The organism is uncultured Porphyromonas sp. (genome assembly GCF_900541275.1).
Classification (GTDB): Bacteria; Bacteroidota; Bacteroidia; order Bacteroidales; family Porphyromonadaceae; genus Porphyromonas_A.
The window spans coordinates 109,254-130,128 of record NZ_UQJH01000003.1 but is presented as its reverse complement, the minus strand read 5'-3'; the positions used below and the strand labels follow the sequence as shown (position 1 = coordinate 130,128).

Genomic DNA, 20,875 nt, shown 5'->3' with positions numbered 1-20,875 from the left:
AAAAGGTCTCACCCGATATCTATCTTGAGACGAGGCGAGGAGTGTCCTGTTCCTTACCTCGTCTCTTTTTGTGCAAGAATAACTACCCCCCCTATTTTCACCTATGATAGTAAAGACGGTGCTGATCGACCTCGACGATACGCTTTGGGCGACTACCCGTAATAACCAGTCTGCCTTGCGTGAGGTGTATGAGGCACGAGGGTGGAGCCGATGGATCGACTCCTTCGAGACCCTGAGAGATGTCTATCAGCCGATCAATGATCATCTCTGGCATCTTTACCGTGTCGGTGAGATCACAAAGCCGGAGCTTACCGTGAGGCGCTTCAAGGAGCCTCTTGAGCACTTTATGGGGCCACTCGATGAGCAGCTCCTTGACGAGATCAATCGGCAATTCCTCTCGCTCACCGCAACGAAGAAGGAGACGATCCCCGGGGCCATCGAGCTGCTGCAGGAGCTGCGTCGTCGCTATCGGATCGTGATCCTCTCCAATGGATTCATGGAGGTGCAGCATCGGAAAATGACCGCAGCGGGGATCCTGCCCTACGTGGACTGCATCGTGCTGAGCGAGATGGCGGGGATCAATAAGCCGAGTAAGGCGATCTTTGACTACGCGCTCTCTCGCTCTCGCTCACGGCGCTCGGAGACGGTGATGATCGGAGACGACTGGGAGTCGGATATCCAGGGGGCAGACAATGCCGGACTGCCGGCGATATGGTTTAACCTCCGAGGTCAGGCTCGCCCGGACGAACCGCTCAGAGTGCCCCTATACGAGGTGAGCCGACTCTCCGAGATTCCGCCCCTGCTGAGGAGCTTCACTTCCTTTACCTGACACGTATGATGGATAGGTGCTTGCTTACTCTCTTCTCGTCGATCCTCGTTGCCGGTCTCTGCGTGGGACAGGAGGCAGATCGGCTACAGTATGAGGGCTATCGGCTCGTGTGGGAGGAGGACTTCGCATCGGAGACCCCGGACAGCACCCTCTGGAGTGTCATCCCGGCTCAGCCCTACGACTGGGCTCGCCATATGACGTCGGAGCGCCCTGACCTGATGGAGATCTCGGGAGGGACACTGAAGCTCCGGGCTGACTGTGACCGCACCACCTGCACCTACGTTACCGCCGGACTCTGGGGCAAGGGGAAGCAGGAGATCACGCTGGGACGCATCGATGTGCGTGCCCGATTTGACAGTGGCCAGGGATTTTGGCCTGCTATCTGGATGCTCGGCTATGCCTCCGATGTGTCGTGGCCTCGTAATGGCGAGATAGACATTATGGAGCACCTCAATCAAGACTCCATCGTCTACCAGACGGTCCACAACGGACTGACTGAGCGAGAGGACTACGCCGGACCCGATCGCGGGAGCGCCATTGGGATCGACTCGAGCTGCTTCAATGTCTACAGCGTAGTGATCGAGGAGCATCAGATATTGCTCTTGGTGAATGATCGACTGTGCCACACCTACCCTCGTGTCGTGGTGGGCGAGGAGCAGTTTCCTTACCCCTTTTACCTCATCCTGTCAGCCCAGATGGGAGGCTCTTGGGTAGGTCAGCCGGTGCCACCGGAGCACCCGCTCACTCTGGAGATAGACTACATCCGCCACTACCTCCCTCTCCCTACTACGGATTCACATCTTAGTGTGCCGTCTGAGGAAGCTATTCTCACCCTTGAGGGGGACAGATAAGGGATTAGAACCCCTAATTAATGGGGTCGTCCTTCGGTGCTTGGTCGAGACCCTCGTCGGACAGCAGGTAGGGCGGGAAGGGCTCACCACCGCGCGTGAGGGGGTTGGGGGTATTGCCGAGGACCGGCTTGATGTACCGATCAAAGGTACTGCCTGGCCTGTCGACGAAGTAATCTCGGTAGGAGGGATCATCGGCGAGGTAGGCCATCAGCCAGAGGTAGACGATGGCGCGCACGGTCGGGTAATTGGGCTCGCTCGGGATGAAGTACCAGTCGGCATGGTCCATCTTCTCGATGGAGAGGAAGGCGTGCTTGGCCGACCCTTGGAGGCTGTTGTAGAAGGCAAGGGACTTCCATGGGAAGGCAATGATGTCGTAGCTCCCGGTGACGATCATAGTCGGGATCCGCAGGTGGGAGAGGTCGTCCCCGAGTCCGTCATTGGCGCCACCGCCCACTTCTGCCATCATTGGACCGCCGTTGTAGGGATTGAGTCCGATGACGGTCTTTATCTTACCACTCAGACCATTAGGGTAGGGCATCATGGCGGTGTGGAGTACTCCGGCACCACCCATCGAGTGCCCTACGAGTGCCACCGCACTGAGGTCCACATGGTCGTAGATGGGGCTGTTCGGTCGCATGCTCTCACCTCGTAGGATCTCGTAGGCAGCCATCAGCCCGGGAGGCCACTGGAAGGGGCGCTTCTGGTCCAGAGCGGTGTAGATGATGCAGATAAATCCGTGTGAGCTTAGTTGCTTCGGGAGCTTTTGGAGAAACTTCTGCTTGCAATTGAACCCATGCACGATGATCACTGCAGGCACTTTGCCTCTCTCCTTCAGATCCTTCGGGTAGTAGATGGTGGCAGGCTCCTTCTCTCCGAAGTACTCCTCATCGTAGGTGTTGTCATCGGCATAAGAGACGAAGCTTTTTTCGTCAATCTCTGCCAGCTTATCAATCTGTGTCTTTGCCATCTCTAAGGTCTGTCCGGTTGCCAGTGTGAGGGTCGGCAGGGTGAGCAGGAGCAGGTAAAGGGTTTTTCTCAGGGTGTCGCTCATGGCTGATCGGTATTGCTTGTCTGCTCGTCTGCTCTCAGGGAGCGCACGACCCGAAAGCCGATTAGGCGGCTGGGGCAGTCGGGGAGTTGCTTTCTTCTATAGTCCAGGTGGAGGGCGAGTGCCGGAGAGTGGAAGGATCCGCCCTTTGCGACCCGGTAGACCCCCTCCGAGGGTCCTCCGTAGGCGGGTGTCCGCTCACCATACCAGTCCTCGCACCACTCCCAGACGTTTCCGGACATGTCGTATAGGCCCAGCTTATTGGGGCTCTTCGTGCCGACGCTGCGGGTGCCATACTCCGGTCGCTTAATCATATCGGCAGGGTTGTAGAGCGGGTTCCACTCCGCATAGGCATTGGTCCGGTACCACGCATAGCGAGGGAGTGCCAGCCCGAGACCGCCTGACCACTTTGCTGTCACTTGCGTCTTGTCCGCCTCCATGGCGGCCCACATCCACTCCGCCTCCGTAGGCAGACGATAGCCATCGGCCTCATCGTCTCTTGTGACCGTGTTGCCGGTGATGGTGTAGACCGGTGTCAGATTGTCGTGGAGGCTCAGCTTATTGCAGTAGTTCACCGCATCGTACCAGGAGATGCTCTCCACCGGTCTCTTGTAGGTATCGCTACGGTAGATCCCCTCTCCGTTGAAGCCTGCTAAGCGCGACTTGTCCGGACTGGAGTAGAAGGATGGATCCTCGCCCGTGATGAAGTGGTACTCCCTCTGCGTCACTTCGTGGGTGCCTATCAGGAAGGCCTTCACCTCCGTGGGCTTGTCAGTCCCGGGTAAGACAAATGAGCCTCCCGGGACCGGCACCATCTGACCGATGATTGCCTCGGCGGGATTGGAGATGACCCGGTAGGACTGTCCGTGTATGTCAGGGAGAGAGAGGAGCATAAGGAGAAAGAGCAGTGTCTTGTATCTCTGTCTCATGGCAGGGCTATGGGAAGATTATCTCTGAAGAATAAGAGGTAGAGTGCATCGACTACCAGACCGATGGCTGCAGCTATGAAGAGCCATTTCTTAGCAGTCGCAGACTCTCTCGCAGCCCCCTCGTAGTCGCCCATACGGTAGAGGCTGCGCACCTGCATCCCGTGGAAAAAGGGGATCAGTCCTATGACCGAGCAGAGGAGCGTCAGCACTATCGACTCCGTCAGCCAGGTCTTTGGCATCGGCTCTGCTGAGACACTAACCTCTGTCGCGGGGGCAGTCCTTTCGGTCAAGGGCTCCGGCTCAGCTGTATCAGTGGGGATGCCGGGGGTGGGCTCGATCTTCTGGATGAAACCATCCAGCTCTTTCATCTCACCGGCGGTGATCCACTCCTCCATACCTGTTGACCACACGTAGCTCCGGCTCCTTAGCGGTAGTAGCCTGAAGATCTCCAGCGTGTAGGGACCAAATCGCTCCCCTTGATCATCTATGTAGTAGTACTCCTTATCCATAATGGGACTTTTAGTGAATTGTGACCTGCTCGGTCAGGAGACAAAGGTACACTATTAGCCCCTATCTCCGTATCTTCCTCAGCTATTCTCCAGCATATCGGTAAGTGAGTACAGCGCACTGCCAAAGGAAGTCAGCATCATCGCTAGGACGCCTATCAAGATCAGTGCAAGGACCACGCTGACTATGATGCAATTCTTGGCCATCGAGGAGGCCAGCTCAGCTCCCTTGTAGTCTCCCTCAGCGTACCTCTGGTTGCAAGTGATCCCGAGGGCGATGCCAATCATGCCGGGGACGCTGCCACAGAGGATCGTCAGCAGGATCGACCAGACGAGATAGTTATTTGGCTTTGTCGGCTGATAGAGGGGGCTTGGCACTGCCGGTGTTGCCGGGGGCGCAGGATAGGTGGGCTGCTGTGGTGCGTCTGCGGTCACGCTCCCTGCCGTGCTGAGCAGAGCGTGGACCTCCGGGATCCGGTCCGCAATTATCCACTCCGCCATTCCCTCCCGCCAGACGAGAGTCTGCGGGGTGATCAGCCCCGGTAGCTGATCGATCGCCACCGGTCCTCGCTGCTGCCCATCCTCGATGTAAAAGTAGTATCTATGGTCTGTCATGTCGGTATCTCTTTATGTCCCACAAATGTAGGCAAAAACGGGCGCTTTCCATCCCTCTTTCCGGGAGATAGCGTGCCCGTCCCTTGTCTTTGCTTGTACCCCCGCAAAAAGAAGTTTACATCTGACTAATTTTTTATATTTGCTTTATGCAAGTATAAAATAATCATCAATGCCTACGAACTTATGAAAATGATGAGGTATCTCGCGGCTGCATTGCTGTCCGCACTTATGATCTCTCCCGCAATAGCTCAGGACTGCTGCGCCAAGAAGGGAGGGCAGGAGAAGGCCTGCTCGCGCGTGATCCAGACAAAGGTCCCGGAGCGACCTGCCGGACAGCAGGATATGCTGGCCTTCCGTGCCCCGAAGCTCCAGACGGTCCGGATCGGCATCATCGGTCTCGGTATGCGTGGCGTGAGTGCCGTCGACCGCCTCTCGGTCATCGAGGGCACGGATGTAGTGGCTCTCTGCGACCTTCACCAGGACCGGGCGGAGAAGAGCAACGCTATCCTCGAGAAGAATGGCCGCCACTCGGCAAAGCTCTACTACGGATCAGAGGATGTGTGGAAGAAGCTCGTGAAGCGTCCCGACCTCGACCTAATCTACATCGTGACCGACTGGCAGACCCACGTCGAGATGGCAAAGTACGCCATGGAGCAGGGCAAGCACGTCGCTGTCGAGGTGCCCGCCGCCTTCTCGCTGGACGACATCTGGACGCTCATCGACACTTCCGAGCGGACCCGCAAGCACTGCATGATGCTGGAGAATTGCGTTTACGACTTCTTCGAGATGACCACCCTTAATATGAAGAATAAGGGTCTCCTCGGTGACATCGTCTATGCCGAGGGAGGCTATATCCACAATCTGGAGGAGTTCTGGCCCTACTACGAGGGAGACTGGCGCATGGACTACAATATCAAGCACCGTGGCGATGTCTACCCGACCCACGGCATGGGTCCCGCTGCTCAGATCCTTGATCTTCACCGCGGAGATAAGATGAATGTCCTCGTCTCCATGGACACCACTCCCCGCAACCTCCCCGCCTACCTGGAGGAGGTACGTGGAGTCAAGGATGCCAAGGTGGCCAATGGTCAGCACACCATGACGATGATCCGCACGGAGAAGGGACGCACCATCTTCATCCACCACGATGTCACCACGCATCGCCCCTACAGCCGCCAATACAACGTCGCCGGCACCAAGGGCTACGCCTCCAAGTACCCCGCCGAGCACTACGCCTTTGCCGGCACGGACCTGAAGGATGCCGGCATGCCCGCTGTGGACGACTTGTCCACCCACAGCTGGGTCAGCCCCGAGATGCAGAAGGAGCTCTACGAGAAGTACAAGCACCCCATCACACGTGAGCTGGAGCAACGTGCCAAGGAGGTAGGCGGCCACGGTGGTATGGACTTCATCATGGACTACCGTCTCATCTACTGCCTCCGAAATGGCCTGCCACTCGATATGGATGTCTACGATATGGCAGAGTGGTGCTCACTGATCCCGCTCTCCCAGATCTCCCTTGAGCACGGCTTCGCTCCCGTCGAGGTACCCGACTTCACCCGTGGAGCCTGGCAGAGCCTCAAGGGCTACCACCACTACATGATCGGCGACTGATCCCCATCCCATAGCCATCTGAGGAAGCACCACCCCCTACCCGGGGCGGTGCTTCATCTATTTCTTACCCGACTGTCTCTCAGTGCACTAATCTTTTACCGGTATTAGCTTGCTCTAATATCGGTAAAAGAGAAGACTAATATCGGTATTAGATCACACTAATACCGATATTAGTTTTACGCCATCTCAGCGAGGATCTCAATTGTCCTCAAAGGGCAGCCCAGGTGCTCTCAGAGGTTTGCCAGCCGTCTCGCCTATCGATGTGAGCTGCTTAGCGGAGTCAGCGATATTGTCCGGTGTGATGACCATTATGCCCGGAGACTCTTGTATGATCTCTCTTGATAGATCGTACATAGGGTCCTCTGCGTCACGGACTCTGTCATACATCACAGCTCGAGGGATATTGAATTCTTTGGCAAAGCCCATAGCTAATCGTGCCCCGCTGTCAAGCTTTTGGTCGGCAAGATCTTTCCACAAGTCCGATGAGTCTCTCGAGTAACTTGCCGCCAGCACAATGGCATCGCAAAACAAGGCCTGTAGCCTATCACGCTCGTTGTAGCGAGTGTTGAGCTCCATTTTGCTCCTGAAGCCATTCCCGTACTCTGTCACCAGGAGTCCACCCTTCTCAACTATCTGAGAAGCCAGGCTCCTGTTGCTCGTGGGGAGGATGTCTGTCAGAGGGCTTGGCAAGATTGCAATTGTTTTTCCTCCGGATGCCAGTGCTTCTTCGTGAGCAATGCTGTCGCACCCTAAGGCCAGACCACTGACTATGGTTGCGCCACTCTTAACGAGCTGAGAGACGAGCTGCCTCTCTCGAGTCTCGACTTGCTCTGAGGGATTTAGTAGCCCGATGACGGAGATATTGGTATTAGCCGTGTCGAGTAGCCTGATGTCCCCTCTGTAATAGAGAAATACAGGTCTTTTGCCATCTGACACACGTCCCCTATGCTGCGGAAAGTCCTTGTCCCCCAATGCTACAAAGCCATCACAGTAGCCGTGCAACTTATTGAGTATGGCAGACTCGTACTTTTGCCTCAGCTCCATGAATGCCTCTACGCTGGTAGGCTCTTGTTCGTTTTTCCGGTTGAGCCGGGAGACGATTGTTTCGACGTCCTCATTATGACTTAAGTTCCTTACTATCCATGCATTGCCGATCCCTCTGTACGACTTCGCTGTCAGTACATTAAGCGCATTTTCTGTGTACTTCATCATTGCTGGTTTGGTCGCTTGAGAGTTTTGCCCAATGAGTAAAATATCACCGACTCGGCACCATTGTCGAGCAATGCCTGGATGGCATCCTCGTCAATGCTGACCCCCTCCGTGTATAAGTCATCTATAAGTAAGATGTCCTTCCCACGGACCTCCTCCGAAATGCTACAGGTAGCCTTCGTAATGCCGGGGTATGGCATATCTCCGGTGCCTCCATATGAGGTCTTACTCATATGTGTGGTCTTGGTGTCCGTGTGCCTGATGATATAGTCGGTGCCGTCGTGAAATCCATCTTGGTCAGTGGCGTATGCCTTGATGGTATTCTTGAGGAAAAGTTGCTCAGGTAGATAGCTACTCTCTGCCTTTGATCTGGGAATGGCGCAGATAGTGAGCTCTTCCTTTCCCGACAATATGAGTATGAGTGGTAGGTCTCTCTTCAGTATATCCAGCATATCCTCGCTTGTGCGCTCTAGAAGGTCTATGCTTGTGTTTCTAAATTGGTTTTTGAGAGTCGTGATGATATTCTCTACCGTGCCTTGAGTGCTGCGGTATCCTTGGTCACCACTATGGTAATCATCGTGATAGTAGGCGCTGATGTCACTCTTCAGGAAGACCCCCCGCTCACTGCTACCTATAACGGGGTGGGTGTACCATGAGAAGCAACTCTTGATGGTAAATGCTTGCATTGTCAAAGGTGATTGGGGTTGATCGTAATAATGCCGGCATTGAGTGCACATGCTATCTCGGACTCCTCGTCCTCAAAGGCTATGATGTGATCTGGCGGGATGCCCAATAGGTGGATGGCATTGCTGTATTTGTCGGTTGCTTGTCCGTCAGGAATAGCTTCTCGACAGAGCAAGGTGGCAAACTTATCGGTCAGACCATGGTATGATAGCGTGTCCAGTGCCCTACTTAGTCGGCAATAGGTGACGAGTACGATCTCGTGCGAGGGGGCATACTTGAGGAGGAGATCTGCATTGTCCTTGATAGTGGTTGTCTCCGATAGATAATCTCTGTAGAGCATCTCTTTCTCCACGATTATTTTGTCATAGTCAGTCTGAGAGAGAGAGGGGTACAAAGATCTCAGCCGGCTACGATTGAGACGTCTCGTGGGGTCGTAGGGTGGCGCAGGAGTATCATCCCTCATAACGGCTGCTATAGCCCCCCTGTAAGAGAGATAATTGGCATAGTCGGTATTGACCAGCGTGCCATCGAGGTCAAAAAAGAAGGTGGTTTGCTCACTCACGTAACAGGTCTGATCGGTCCTCTCCTGCATAAATTAGGCTTCATCCGGTGGCTTGCAGTATGGTGCCTTACGACTGCCCCAAAAGTAGTGATTTACAAGGGGAGTTGTAGGATCAGTTCAGTCGTGCGTGACCATCTTGGGCTGAGCCACCATATGACTTATCTCCTCTTGTTCCATTCCTGTTGCTTGTGTCTCTCTTCCTCAAAGTTAAGTTTTCTCCTTATTATGATGTCAGTCTTGTTTTCCTTCGTGAATTTTTGCACCGGTTTCCAGCCTTTGTCCACAGTGCCAGGGGCCATCTTCTCAATCTCATGACTCTTGATATTGCGAAACCAATATTTCGCTTCTTCTCTGTCGTCCTCTAAGCCTAGGGACTGCCGCTGTACTCTCTGCTCCGGTTTGATGTCGGTAGCAGATCCCGATCTTTCTCTTGAGGTGTTATTTTCCTTAAAGAACGGGAGCTTGATCTTATCGTATAGGAGATCGTAAGTCCTATCGTACCCAAGTGTGACTCCGAGTAGATAGGTAGCTACTTTGCCTTCCAGTCCGTAGCTTGAGATCTGCTTACCCATTTTCTCTTGATCCTTTCTGTCCTCATCGCTCGCGTAGAGATCCTTAAGGCAGAGAAAGAAGGGAGCGATCAAGTGAAAATCTACTCCTGTTGTGTCTTTTGCTGCGGCAGCGATTTTTTCATCTTTAATACGGGATGCCAAAGTACTGAGCTGGTCGTTTTTCACTCTGGAGTATGGGTGACTGATCGTTTCCCAGGTGCTCTTCAAAATCCCGCCTGCAACTGTCTCACTTACCCCGAAGTTATTATCCACGCGCCCCTGGTACTTCCATGTCATCACCACCCCTATCATATCGTAGAAATAGCCAAGCATATTCTTTGGGTACGGGTCGTGTCTCTCGTACCGCAAGAGATAAACCCACGGGGAGAGATCCCCTACGGGTTTCTTACTCCTGTAGAGGCTTGAGATAGCCTCTCTTATGATGTCAGTGCTGATTATCTTCTCGCAGTGCCCAAGGTCTTTGTCATCGAAGTCAAAGATCCGCCAAAGGTTGCGTGCTCCTCGCTTGCTCTGCTCCACAAGTTGGTCAATGTGATGCTCTTCAAAGAAGGTCTCCCATGGTGAGACTCTAATATCAATCCTATGGTCAAAAGATAGTGATAGAGCATTGCGACCGGTTTCATCCAGCGCATACACCGTCTCCACACTCTCGATGCAGATCTCGATGGGGAATTGCTCGATGGCGTCATCGGTGTGAAAGACTATAAGTATATACTCAGAGGTGTAGTCATAGGGGTTCATCCCCTCTGCAGTATGGTCAAAGAGCTCTTTGTCATCGGCATGCGCTTCCAATTTTCCACTCATTGGCACAGCATGGAAGATCTTGAGTCTGCCATACTTGAAAAAATCTGTGAAGCTGCCTTTGCGAAGGATAGTTACGTAGTCCATCTTGATGTTGTTTCGGATTAGAATCCCCAAACGTTTTCGCTTGTAGTGGAGGAGGAGCTCCTGTCAGATAGGTCTATCTGAGAGCACTTGTCCTGAAAGGGTCTGACAAATCTTGAGAGCTTTCCGGTATAGGTGAAGGTGAGATTCTCTTTGGCTCGAGTCATCGCAACCATGAAGAGAGTCATGGCACTCTCTACAGTGGTCCCCGGACGCTCTAAAATCGGTGCCATGTTTTTTTCATCGGCAAAGGGTATGAATACATACTCAAAGTCTAGTCCTTTGGCACTATGGTACGTCATGAGGGAAATACAGGTATCGTAAGTGGACAAATGACCATATCCATTACCTATATATTGCATGTTGATGCCATTTTCTCTCAGGTGAGAGTTTAGATCTCCAAAATCATACCCATTGTATCTGTCCCTACTTTGATCCCAAGGAAGATGACCTCTTGAGGTAAGGACCCTGTCGGCAAAGCGTATTGCAAGCTCCTTGGTGGGAAAGAGTACTGCTGCGGTGTATCTCTCGTTGGCTGCTTGAGAGGCTTGCTCAAATACATAGTCGATCTCTTCGTTCTCTGACGCGGCCTTGCAGAGTCGAATCTGGGTATCACTCTTCGTCATGTCAATCTTGGCCGAGAAAATATCCATACCGGGGATCGTCAGGAGCTTAACTGCCTCTATTATGGAGTTGGAGAGCCGGTGGATGATGTTTAGAGAGAAGGACTCACCGTTAAGGATCCTCTGAGTCTCTGTGGGGCTTAGCGTGGACTCATTGTACTTAGCATCTGTCGTGTAGATGGACTGATTCTCATCACCCGCGATAATAACACGGCCCCCCGAATTGATCATAGCGCTGAGCATACGGGAAGTCATATCCTGCACCTCGTCACAGAGAACGTAGTCCCATTGATTGCCATTGTTGACTTCATCAAGAAAGCCGTAGCATGTATAAACTTCTACATCTTCGATCCCCTTCTCAGCCAGTGCCTCACGAAACATTTGGACAAGGGATTGAGTGTAGACTACAACAGCGATCCGAGCAGTCGGCTCCTTGGAGATTATCTGCTTGATGCTGTATGCAAGGAGGACGGACTTGCCGGACCCGGCAAACCCTTTGATCCATACGTTCCGGTCCTGCCTGATGTTATCCTCCAGAAACTCTCTCTGCTGCGGATCAAGCTTATTTTCGGGGATTATCCAAGCCATAGTTATGTTGTGTTATTTGTATTTATCGTGTGCTTGGTAGGGTGTCTGATGTGATAGAGAGATTCTCTTCGTTGTACAGATACCCTTGCAAGTTGCTCTTCTCTTCCTGCTCTAACTTTTTTACAATGTCAGGCTTCCCAAGTTGCCGAGCTACTGATTTAAACCACGAGTATTCCCACTCCTTGAGTTCGTTTCTACTCCACGTATCCATCAGGATCTCAAGTGCTTTATTGAGCTTTTGCTCTGCCTCCCCCGCAGCTCCCTCGCTTCGATCTATTTTGGAGTATTCGTAGAGGATACAGGGGTCATTCGGTTGGCGTGTGATAGCCTCTTGCATGTACTTCTTGTACTCCTCTGGATTCCCACTCTGTCTAAGACTGAGTGCCATGTTGAAGAGTATGGTTCCATCGTTTGGATGCTTCTCAAGTGCGACTTTATAGGTGTCTATCGCTTTGTCATACATTCCTGCGTTAATATACAAGACTCCTAAGTTGTTCCAATTCATCGAGGATGGGTACAGCTCCCCCTGAAGCTCGTAGGTCTCCGCAGCCTTGAGGAGCTTCCCTGCTCTTTCGTATGCCTCCCTCAGCTCCTCCAAGGTCTTTAGGGATGGTGTCCCACCCCGATTGTACGTCTCATTATTTGCTTTTCTCTCTGCCTTCAGGGCTGCTCTGTCTTCTGAGGAGAGCTCTTTGTTGGCGAATGGACTCACTGGCTCTACCACACATATATCGCCTTCGCAGGTGGCAGATATGTGAAGCATTTTGTCCGCATTTATTCTGGCTGATAGGTGTACCGGGGTGTTTTTCCTGAATCCCATTGGGTCCTTGCTCTCGATCTTCAGGTTGAATAGCATCTTGTCGGCGTTTCCAACGCAGATGGGTAGCTCGATCGTTGATTGACCATCCCGGTCGGACACGAGATCATCAATGCTAATGGTATTGCAGGGGATCTCGGTATTGGCGGGGACAATGACCTTTGGGGAGCTGTCCTTAGTGATTATGATGATAGGCTCGCTGGTAATCGGTCTGATCAAATTTCTCCCAAAGCCATTGTAGAGGAGGCTGTGTATGGCGGCACCCTTGGAGACATGTGTACGAAGATCACTGGGCAGCAGCATCTCTGAGTCATCAAAGTAATGATGTATGGCTTCTTGGATATACGGACTCTTGGAGCTGCCTCCGATGAAGAGCACGTAGTCTATCTCTTCCTTCTCCACACCGGACTTTTTTATTGCACTCTTGACGGGCAAGAATATGCTGGCATAGTCTTGCTCGCCTTTGTGGCTTGTGATCATCCCCCCCCTGCTGCCGGTAAAGACTGACATGGTGTCCGTGAGCTCTTTGTAGGAGAGCCAAAACTCGTTGCCATTCAGTGTCCCCTTTGTGGTGCTGACAACTATGTCAGCATTAATGGACGCTCGCTCATCCTCACTATCCTTTGAGGCTGGGATCTTACCATTTATCGTATGAGCTGCTAGTTCTTCGTTGATGATGATTTTTAGCCTCTCTGAGACTTTCAGGAGAGCCGTTGCGATTTGCTTTTTCTCTATTGTGCGATAGTCTGATGGCTTTTTGCCATTCTTCTCCAAGAAGCGGGGCATCAGGTAGTGGTAGGTGATGTATCGATCGATGTCATCGCCACCTAGCTCCGTGTACTTAGATATGGCGATATTCTTTGCTCGGAAACCACTGAGATCCTGACCGATTTCCAGGATGGAAATATCGCAGGTGCCACCACCGAAGTCAAATACCAAGACCTTGGAGTCGTAGTCCGGCGAGATGATGATAGGATTGCCCATCGTAGCTCTCTCTACAGCATAGCTGATGAATGCTGCATTGGGTTCATCAATTAGCGCCTGCGATGATACCATCATGTCGTTTGCCGCCAGAGCATCTAATAGGTCCTTACGTTGATTGGCCTCAAATGATGCCGGTATGCTGATGGAGTACTTGATCTGTCTGGCTCCGAGCTCCTTGCTGATCTTCCCCTTAAGGTATGCAAAGAAGACTTTAGTGGCATCTTTTGCTGTCTTGATGTTGAATGGAGGCTTGTCTCTGAGAAGGCTGTCTGTATACTTGGCGCCAATGTCCTCACCGAGACCGAGCTTAAAGGAATACCAAATGTCTCGCCCGAGCTTTTTCTTGTTTTTTAGGTCAAATGCACCATTTCCGATCAGAATTTTTCCCGCTTCCTCCAGATACGCAATCACTGTAGGAATGATCTCAGACTTATTTATGGTGTGCCCATCAGACAACATCTGGGGAATCCTAATAGAGCGAGTCTCAATGGCATTGCTCTTAGGGTTATATTGGGCGACCGATACGACTGACGTGGAGGTGCCAAAGTCAATACCCACGTATGCTGTCCCGCTCTCAAGCTCATTTGTGATCGTGGACGGAAGAAGTGACTTGGTGGTGATTTCGTTCATATCTTAGACTCTTAGTATGCTTTGGCAAGCACCATCCTGATAGAGGTGTACTATTCTATCAATAGGATGTTTTGTCCTGAAAAATCCCGGCAGACCCTCAAGCCGAGGCGATGTTATTATAATAATGACCACATAAAAAAGCGTGGGAGTCTGTACTGTCACTCGTCCCACGATCTAAGGCCTTCGCATTGCCCAATCCTGTCTGAACGAGCAACGCAGAAGCCTACGCTGATAGTGTACGGCACACTTGGAGATATGCTTTTGCATAGTCCGTGCGCAATAAACTATCTGCAGGACATCTACCGTTGCTTTGTTTCGACAGGATTTGAAAGTTGCGAAGTTTCTGGACCGTCAAACTAAAGCGTCAAGTAAACGCCTCCATATGTAGTGTGTACCTGAGGTAGGAATCCCTCCGGATGCCAACTATTATAGTGAGATCCTCATAGGTTCACCACAAATGTAGCACTTTTTTAGATATAACAACCTTGTCTTGTAGCACCTCGATTCCGCACAAGCTGGTGAAGCTCCTCGGGGAGAAGTGAAAAAAGGACGCACAGCCATTTGGTCGTGCGTCCTTTCTCTTTATGCTCTCGGGGTGATTACTCCCACTCGATCGTGGATGGCGGCTTGGAGGAGATGTCGTAGACGCAGCGATTGACGCCGTCCACCGTATTGATGATCTCACTCGACACACGTGCGAGGAAGTCGTAGGGCAGGTGCGCCCAGTCGGCACTCATCGCATCGACGGAGGTGACAGCACGGAGTGCGATCACCTGGTCGTAGGTACGCTCGTCACCCATCACGCCGACGGAGTGAACCGGTAGGAGGATCGCTCCCGCCTGCCATACCTCGTCGTAGAGACCGGCCTCGCGGAGTCGGCTGATGAAGATGTGGTCCGCCTCCTGCAGGATCCGAACCTTCTCAGGCGTGATATCACCGAGGATGCGGATGGCGAGACCGGGACCGGGGAAGGGCTGACGATAGACCATGTCGTGCGGCATACCGAGCTCCTCGCCCACCTTGCGCACCTCGTCCTTGAAGAGCTTGCGGAGCGGCTCCACGAGGCTAAACTTCAGATCCTCAGGCAGACCGCCCACATTGTGGTGGCTCTTGATCGTCGTGCCGGTAATGGAGAGCGACTCGATCACGTCGGGGTAGATCGTCCCCTGGGCGAGCCACTTCACCTCCCTTAGCTTATGAGCCTCAGCGGCAAAGACGTCAATGAAGCCCTTGCCGATGATCTTCCGCTTCTGCTCCGGGTCAGAGACGCCCTCGAGCTGGGAGTAGAAGTAGTCGACGGCGTCGATCCCCTTTACATTCAGCCCCAGCCCCTTGTAGAGGGACATCACTTCGTCAAACTCTCCCTTGCGGAGGAGTCCGTGGTTGACGAAGATGCAGTAGAGCCGGTCACCGATAGCGCGGTGGAGTAGGGTGGCGCAGACGCTCGAGTCGACCCCGCCACTGAGGGCGAGGATCACCTTGTCCTCTCCCAGCTGCTCCCTCAGCTCAGCCACCGTGGTGTCGATGAAGGAGGCAGGCGTCCAGTCGTGCTCCAGCCCGCATATGTCGATGAAGTTATCCAGCAGGCGGCTCCCCTGCTCGGAGTGGTGCGCCTCGGGGTGAAACTGCACGCCCCAGACCGGAGCTGTCTTGCTGCGGAAGACGGCGATCGGGATATTCTCCGTCGTCGCCAGCACCTCAAATCCCTCCGGCAGAACGGTGATCGAGTCACTGTGGGACATCCAGACAGTCGTCCCCTCGGAGAGTCCCCGGAGGAGCGGATCCTTTGCCCCCTCGCTGCCTATGGAGAGATGGGTGCGGCCATACTCGTGCAGCCCTGTCTGCTCGACAGTGCCACCCAGTTCGCCGGTGATCAGCTGGGCCCCGTAGCAGATCGCCAAGATCGGGAGCCCCCGGTCGAACAGCGCCTGCACGTCGATCCGGAAGGATCGGGGATCGTGGATGGAGTAGGGGCTACCGCTGAGGATGACACCCTTGATACCGGAGAAGTCCTCCGGTATCGATCGGTATGGCACCACCTCACAGTAGACACCGAGGTCTCTCACACGGCGAGCGATGAGCTGAGTCGTCTGGGAGCCAAAGTCTAAGATTAGGATTTTGTCAAGCATTTAGGGATCTGTATAGTGTGTGTGATTGCACTAATTCTTGTGAGAGGACCCTTCCCCTTCGAGGAGCTGTGGGCGAAGCCGCTTCGTCCGCTCTACCGCCCGGTCGTACTCCCACTCGCGTATGAGACGCTCATTGCCGGAGAGAAGTACATCGGGTACCCTCCACCCATGCCAGTCGGCGGGACGGGTATAGATGGGCGGGGCGAGGAGGTTGTCCTGGAAGGAGTCGGAGAGTGCGCTCTCCTCGTCGCCCAGCACCCCCGGGATCAGGCGGATGATCGAGTCAGCGATCACGGCAGCGGGGAGCTCTCCTCCGGTGAGGACGTAGTCACCGATGCTGATCTCGCGGGTGATCAGGTGGTCGCGGATGCGCTGGTCGATGCCCTTGTAGTGCCCGCAGAGGATGATGATATTCTCCTTGAGGGAGAGGCTATTGGCAGTCGGCTGGTCGAGCAGATCCCCATCTGGTGAGGTGAAGATCACCTCATCGTAGGTCCGCTCAGCCCGAAGCGTCTCAATGGCGCGCTCCACCGGCTCTATCTGCATCACCATACCGGCGGCACCGCCGAAGGGATAGTCATCCACGCGGCGCCACTTATTGGAGGTATAGTCACGGAGGTTATGGACAAAGATCTCAGCGAGACCCTTTTCCTGAGCCCTCTTAAGCATCGACATGCCGATGAAGGGCTCGATCATCTCCGGCAGTACGGTCAGTATATCGACTCTCATAGCGCAAAGATACCAAGTCCCCGGCACATAGCTCCGCTGCTACCGGTCCTCACATCCACGGGCCACGGCCGTACTGATTGAGCTTCAATTCCGAGGTGGCGGTCTGTCCGTCGCGGAAGGTCATCTTCACGGTCAGCGTCTGGGGCTTGCGGTACTCGGCATTGTCCGTCCCCAGGATCATAAAGACCGTAGAGATGCCGACGTAGTCCAGACCTGTCAGGTTAAGGTCGCTCAGCTTGCCGTAGAGCATCTCGGTGACGCTACTCTGATTGGCAAAGTTTCGCTGGAGGATCTCGTTGTAAGCGGCGTTCTGGATCGGAAAGTCTGAGGGTGGCTCCTTGGGGGAGTACTTCTTGTGCTCCTTCGCAAAGAGGTCGGAGCAGCCGGTGAAGTAGGCAAATTCGCTCGCCAAGTCGCTCCCTGCCGGCAGGCTCTTGCTCCAGGCGATGTCGCTGGTGATGACGATCGAGGAGACCGGCGTGGCATAGTAGAAGTGAAGCGGTACGGGTGCTCCTCCGTTACGGACCAGTCCCTTGTAGGTAAAGGGCTTGTCCAGCTTGTCTCCGAAAGACTCAGCATACTTAGCAACGCGAGGACGCTGCGACTCGTCAAGGATCGTGACACAGTCCTTGAAGGTCCTCACTTTTTGTCCCGTCACCTCCTTGGCGCTTAGGATATAGAGGAGTCCTGTGCCGTAGTCCTGCCCCGCTGTAAAGGTCGGTTTCTCGATGAAGCCGGTCGCAAAGTGATCCCACGTGATGACCTCCTCCGTCTCGTCGAGCTTGGGGAGACACCCGGAAAGCCCGACAAGCAGCGGAAGCATAAGGAGTAGGAGTGATGATGTTACTTTTTTCATGACAATCTTTTGTAAACCCTTCTGTGATTGCGACCTAAAGTTACTCATTTCTTCGGACATTGAGCGCGATGCGACTTTTGGGCTCAGGACTGACGCATTTGATTTTTACCGCTATGCAGAAGAGATCTGCAGTTGAAGATTCCTCTCCTAATGCACACGCCTGCCGATCCCGCAGGGGCGAAGCCCCGGAGGGATCACCGGTCTTTAGCCCGAATGTCGAGGGGCGTAGCCCCGAAGACTTCGGGAAAGAAGAGCTCGGGAAAGATATACGACCCCGCCAGGGTGTCGCACTTACCAGGGAGTCAGGCAACCGGTGCGACACCCTGGCGGGGTCGCGATCACTTGCGATGCCCGGTCCACGGGTCTTCGGGGCCACGCCCCTCGACCTCGTGGCTAGGAAACGGGCACCCGCAAGGGGTGCTTCGTTCCCCACCCTTCATAATGAGTTGGTGGACTTCTGTGCTACTCAAATGCGTCTCTGCCTGTCAACCCATGTGATATTGTCGCACTCTACTTACCTTTTTTCGTACCTTTGCCAAAGATATGAAGAGGGAGCAGCTTATAAGGGTGCTGGCCGGCGTGATGCTGGCTGTCTTTGGCTCGGTAGCGGTGACGCTTCCGGTCCACCTCTCGTCGGTTGATCACGTCAGCGGTCTCTGCGACACCTCGGCGACGAGTGCCACCGGCTGTCTCTTCCTCCACTTCCTCTCCGAGACTTTTGACGAGGGTGAGGGGACTCCTGAGGTCACTGGACCTCGGATGCCCGGTGTAGAGCTCTCCGTGGCTCCGACTCCGGTGCTACACTCTGTCTCGCTTGACCTTCCGTCCCTTCGTGCCCCTCCCTTCTCTCTATAGTAACGCCTGTCGTCGGTCGCTCTCCTGAGCGGTCGGCTCTGTTGTACTATAGAGAGAAATCAAATGACACACATACCATATGACGGCGTGAGGTGTACCCTCTTGGGGACACTGCTCACGCTACTGACCCTGTCGGCGGCGGCTCAGTCGTGGCGGGTCACGGTCCTCGATGCTGAGGACAAACAGCCCCTGCCGGGCGTGATCCTCCGGCTGGGTCGTCACACCTGTCTCACTGATGGCGCCGGTCTTGCGCTTGTCCCAACGGTTGCCGGGCAAGGAGGGGATCGGCTCGTCGGCAGCTTCGTCGGCTATGAGCCCTTCTCAATCCCGGTGGAGAGTCTGAGGGATACCACTATTTATATGCGTCCCGCTCGCGAAGTGCTGGACGCTGTTGAGGTGGTGGCACAGCGGACACCCAAGGCGCGGACGATGGTGGGGGATGTGATCACCTCCGACGACCTCCACCGGACGATCCGACAAGACCTGACCGATGCGCTGACGATGGTCAAGGGGGTGAGCAGCATCAGTACCGGCAGTGGCGAGGGGGTGCCGGTGATCCACGGTCTCTCGGGGAATAGGATCCTGATCATCCGAAACGGCGTGCGTCAGGAGGCGCAGCAGTGGAATGTCGACTTCGGCACCCGGCTCCACGCAGGGCATGCTGGCATGATCACCGTCCTCAAGGGGGCGGAGTCGGTTCGCTACGGCAGCGATGCCCTCGGTGGGGTGATCATCATCGACAGCCCGCTGCTGCCCTATGGTGAGCAGACTTCCGGGCGCATAGGCACAGAGTATGGATCCAATGGTCGTAGCCTCGGTGCCGACTTCGCCCTTGCCGGCAGCCCCTTGTCCTCTGTCGCCTACCGCATCCAGGCCGCCTATGCCACCGCCGGGGACCGCTCAACCGCCAAGTACCTCCTTAATAATACCGGCGCTCGGTCGGGAGACCTCGACCTCAGCCTCGGGTGGAGAGGGGAGAGGGGGCTGGTGGAGCTCTTCTACAACCTGAGCGACCACAATGAGGGGATCTACTTCGGTGCGCAGCTTGGCAGCGAGGATCTCCTGCGGGAGCGGATCAAGCTTGGGCGACCGGTGGAGACGTCCCCTTTCTCACGCTCCATAGCCTTTCCCCGCCACCGATCTATCCATCACAACCTCCGCCTCCGGGGCGAGTATCGCAGTGACCGCTTGGGGACCCTTGCCCTATGTCTCGCCTACCAGCGTGACCGTCAGCGGGAGTACCACTTCCGCCGTATGGACCGCTCCTCCATCCCGAGCGTCAGCCTGACGCTTGACAATGCCCAGGGCGACCTCACCTGGTCAAAAAGCTATGGTCCTTGGTCGAGCGAGGTGGGGAGCGGGGTCACCTACAGCAACAACTATAGTCAGCCCGGTACGGGAGTGGTCCCTCTGATACCCAATTACGTCCGTCTCTCCGGCGGGCTCTATGGGGTGCAGAAGTACCAGACCGAGCGGCTGGCTCTCGAGGCGGGCAGTCGCATCGACGCCCTGTACCTCAATGCCGAGGGCATCGACCTCTACTCGCGACCTTACGGGGGCGAGCGGCGGTATCTCAATCTCACTGCCATGGCGGCGGCACACTATCACCTCCTCCCCTCCCTCGCTCTGACGACGCAGCTCGGCAGCGCTTGGCGGGCGCCCCACGTGGCGGAGCTCTGGAGCGAGGGACTGGACGCTGCCGGTGGACTGTATCTCAAGGGGGACGATACTATGGGCAGCGAGAGGGCACTAAAGTGGATTGCCGCTATCGACTACTCCTCAAGCACCCTTAGAGCATCGGTCGAGGGGTATCTGCAGTGGATCGGCGGGTATATCTACAAGGCTCCGACGGGAGACTTCTTCTCTGTCCTCAGCGGTTCCTATCCCCTCTTCCGCTACCGCAGTACCTCCGCCTTTCTCCGCGGGGTGGATGCGGAGGTCCGCTGGTCGGTCACCGACCGGATCTCGTATCGGGTACTGGGGGGTATCGTCCTCGGTAACGAGCGCTCCACCGGGCGGTATCTCCCCTTCATCCCTCCATTTCGCCTAACTCAGACGCTTGATGTGAAGCTCCCCCTCTGGAGGGAGACCACGATCGGGCTGTCGCATAAGTATGTGGCCAAGCAACGGCGCTTCGATCCCGAGCAGGATCTGATCCCGTACGCTCCGCCGGCCTACCATCTCCTCGGCCTTGAGGCGGGAACGATGATTCCGCTTACCGGAGAGCAGTCGCTCAGCATCGCGCTCTCCGTCTCCAACCTGCTGAATACGGAATACAAGGAATACACCAATCTCTCACGGTACTATGCGCACGATCTCGGTAGGGACGTGCGACTGGCCGTGACCTATCACTTTTAATA

18 protein-coding genes are annotated in these 20,875 nt (G+C 54.6%); 5 read left to right on the top strand and 13 right to left on the bottom strand.

The genetic code is table 11. From position 1 onward, the window contains the following. The first annotated feature begins 103 nt into the window (after positions 1–103). Together QZR17_RS03485 and QZR17_RS03480 are read left to right on the top strand one after the other, a co-directional pair. Positions 104–829 (top strand): YjjG family noncanonical pyrimidine nucleotidase, encoded by a 726-nt coding sequence (locus QZR17_RS03485; protein WP_297127684.1) that lies wholly within the window; start codon positions 104–106, stop codon positions 827–829. A gap of 5 nt (positions 830–834) precedes the next feature. Next, positions 835–1,680 (top strand): glycoside hydrolase family 16 protein, encoded by an 846-nt coding sequence (locus QZR17_RS03480; RefSeq protein WP_297127682.1) that lies wholly within the window; start codon positions 835–837, stop codon positions 1,678–1,680. A 13-nt stretch (positions 1,681–1,693) separates the two neighbouring features. Here QZR17_RS03480 and QZR17_RS03475 read toward each other — a convergent pair whose 3' ends face one another. The 4 genes from QZR17_RS03475 to QZR17_RS03460 form a co-directional block, all read right to left on the bottom strand. Further along, positions 1,694–2,731, bottom strand: coding sequence for a hypothetical protein (locus QZR17_RS03475; protein ID WP_297127680.1), 1,038 nt, complete (start codon positions 2,729–2,731; stop codon positions 1,694–1,696). After that, positions 2,728–3,657 (bottom strand): formylglycine-generating enzyme family protein, encoded by a 930-nt coding sequence (locus QZR17_RS03470; RefSeq protein ID WP_297127678.1) that lies wholly within the window; start codon positions 3,655–3,657, stop codon positions 2,728–2,730. The genes QZR17_RS03475 and QZR17_RS03470 overlap by 4 nt, the downstream gene beginning before the upstream one ends. After that, entirely contained in the window at positions 3,654–4,166 is a 513-nt protein-coding gene (locus QZR17_RS03465; RefSeq protein ID WP_297127676.1) for a CD225/dispanin family protein, read from the bottom strand. The genes QZR17_RS03470 and QZR17_RS03465 overlap by 4 nt, the downstream gene beginning before the upstream one ends. Before the next feature lie 78 nt (positions 4,167–4,244). Next, a complete protein-coding gene (locus tag QZR17_RS03460; RefSeq protein ID WP_297127674.1) occupies positions 4,245–4,778 on the bottom strand; it encodes a CD225/dispanin family protein in 534 nt (177 codons plus the stop codon). Positions 4,779–4,967: 189 nt separating this feature from the next. Between QZR17_RS03460 and QZR17_RS03455 the strand changes: the two genes are divergently transcribed. Continuing rightward, positions 4,968–6,392 carry a Gfo/Idh/MocA family oxidoreductase gene (locus QZR17_RS03455; RefSeq protein ID WP_297127672.1) on the top strand — a complete coding sequence of 475 codons (1,425 nt, stop codon included), beginning with the start codon at positions 4,968–4,970 and terminating at the stop codon, positions 6,390–6,392. A 198-nt stretch (positions 6,393–6,590) separates the two neighbouring features. Here the strand turns inward: QZR17_RS03455 and QZR17_RS03450 are convergent, their stop codons facing one another. The 9 genes from QZR17_RS03450 to QZR17_RS03410 form a co-directional block, all read right to left on the bottom strand. Then, positions 6,591–7,604 (bottom strand): DNA-processing protein DprA, encoded by a 1,014-nt coding sequence (locus QZR17_RS03450; RefSeq protein WP_297127669.1) that lies wholly within the window; start codon positions 7,602–7,604, stop codon positions 6,591–6,593. Continuing rightward, the gene (locus QZR17_RS03445) at positions 7,601–8,287 is read right to left on the bottom strand and encodes a phosphoribosyltransferase (RefSeq protein ID WP_297127667.1); all 687 of its coding nucleotides are present in this window, start codon (positions 8,285–8,287) and stop codon (positions 7,601–7,603) included. The genes QZR17_RS03450 and QZR17_RS03445 overlap by 4 nt, the downstream gene beginning before the upstream one ends. A 2-nt stretch (positions 8,288–8,289) precedes the next feature. Next, complete coding sequence (locus QZR17_RS03440; RefSeq protein ID WP_297127665.1) at positions 8,290–8,847, bottom strand: HAD hydrolase-like protein; 558 nt, start codon at positions 8,845–8,847, stop codon at positions 8,290–8,292. A gap of 158 nt (positions 8,848–9,005) precedes the next feature. Then, on the bottom strand, positions 9,006–10,307 hold the full coding sequence (locus tag QZR17_RS03435; protein WP_297127663.1) for a hypothetical protein: 1,302 nt from the start codon (positions 10,305–10,307) through the stop codon (positions 9,006–9,008). A gap of 17 nt (positions 10,308–10,324) precedes the next feature. Next, entirely contained in the window at positions 10,325–11,515 is a 1,191-nt protein-coding gene (locus tag QZR17_RS03430) for a 3'-5' exonuclease (RefSeq protein WP_297127661.1), read from the bottom strand. Positions 11,516–11,537: 22 nt separating this feature from the next. Then, the gene (locus tag QZR17_RS03425; RefSeq protein ID WP_297127659.1) at positions 11,538–13,946 is read right to left on the bottom strand and encodes an Hsp70 family protein; all 2,409 of its coding nucleotides are present in this window, start codon (positions 13,944–13,946) and stop codon (positions 11,538–11,540) included. A 599-nt stretch (positions 13,947–14,545) separates the two neighbouring features. After that, positions 14,546–16,075, bottom strand: a complete 1,530-nt coding sequence (gene guaA, locus QZR17_RS03420; protein ID WP_297127657.1) for a glutamine-hydrolyzing GMP synthase — start codon at positions 16,073–16,075, stop codon at positions 14,546–14,548. A gap of 30 nt (positions 16,076–16,105) precedes the next feature. Beyond that, on the bottom strand, positions 16,106–16,804 hold the full coding sequence (gene trmD / locus QZR17_RS03415) for a tRNA (guanosine(37)-N1)-methyltransferase TrmD (RefSeq protein ID WP_297127655.1): 699 nt from the start codon (positions 16,802–16,804) through the stop codon (positions 16,106–16,108). Between the two features lie 49 nt (positions 16,805–16,853). Further along, complete coding sequence (locus tag QZR17_RS03410; RefSeq protein WP_297127653.1) at positions 16,854–17,660, bottom strand: hypothetical protein; 807 nt, start codon at positions 17,658–17,660, stop codon at positions 16,854–16,856. A 543-nt stretch (positions 17,661–18,203) separates the two neighbouring features. Here QZR17_RS03410 and QZR17_RS03405 point away from each other — a divergent pair. Together QZR17_RS03405 and QZR17_RS03400 are read left to right on the top strand one after the other, a co-directional pair. After that, positions 18,204–18,515: a hypothetical protein gene (locus QZR17_RS03405; RefSeq protein ID WP_297127651.1), complete on the top strand. Its 312-nt coding sequence runs from the start codon at positions 18,204–18,206 to the stop codon at positions 18,513–18,515. Between the two features lie 63 nt (positions 18,516–18,578). Continuing rightward, positions 18,579–20,873: a TonB-dependent receptor plug domain-containing protein gene (locus QZR17_RS03400; RefSeq protein ID WP_297127649.1), complete on the top strand. Its 2,295-nt coding sequence runs from the start codon at positions 18,579–18,581 to the stop codon at positions 20,871–20,873. Positions 20,874–20,875: the final 2 nt, after the last annotated feature.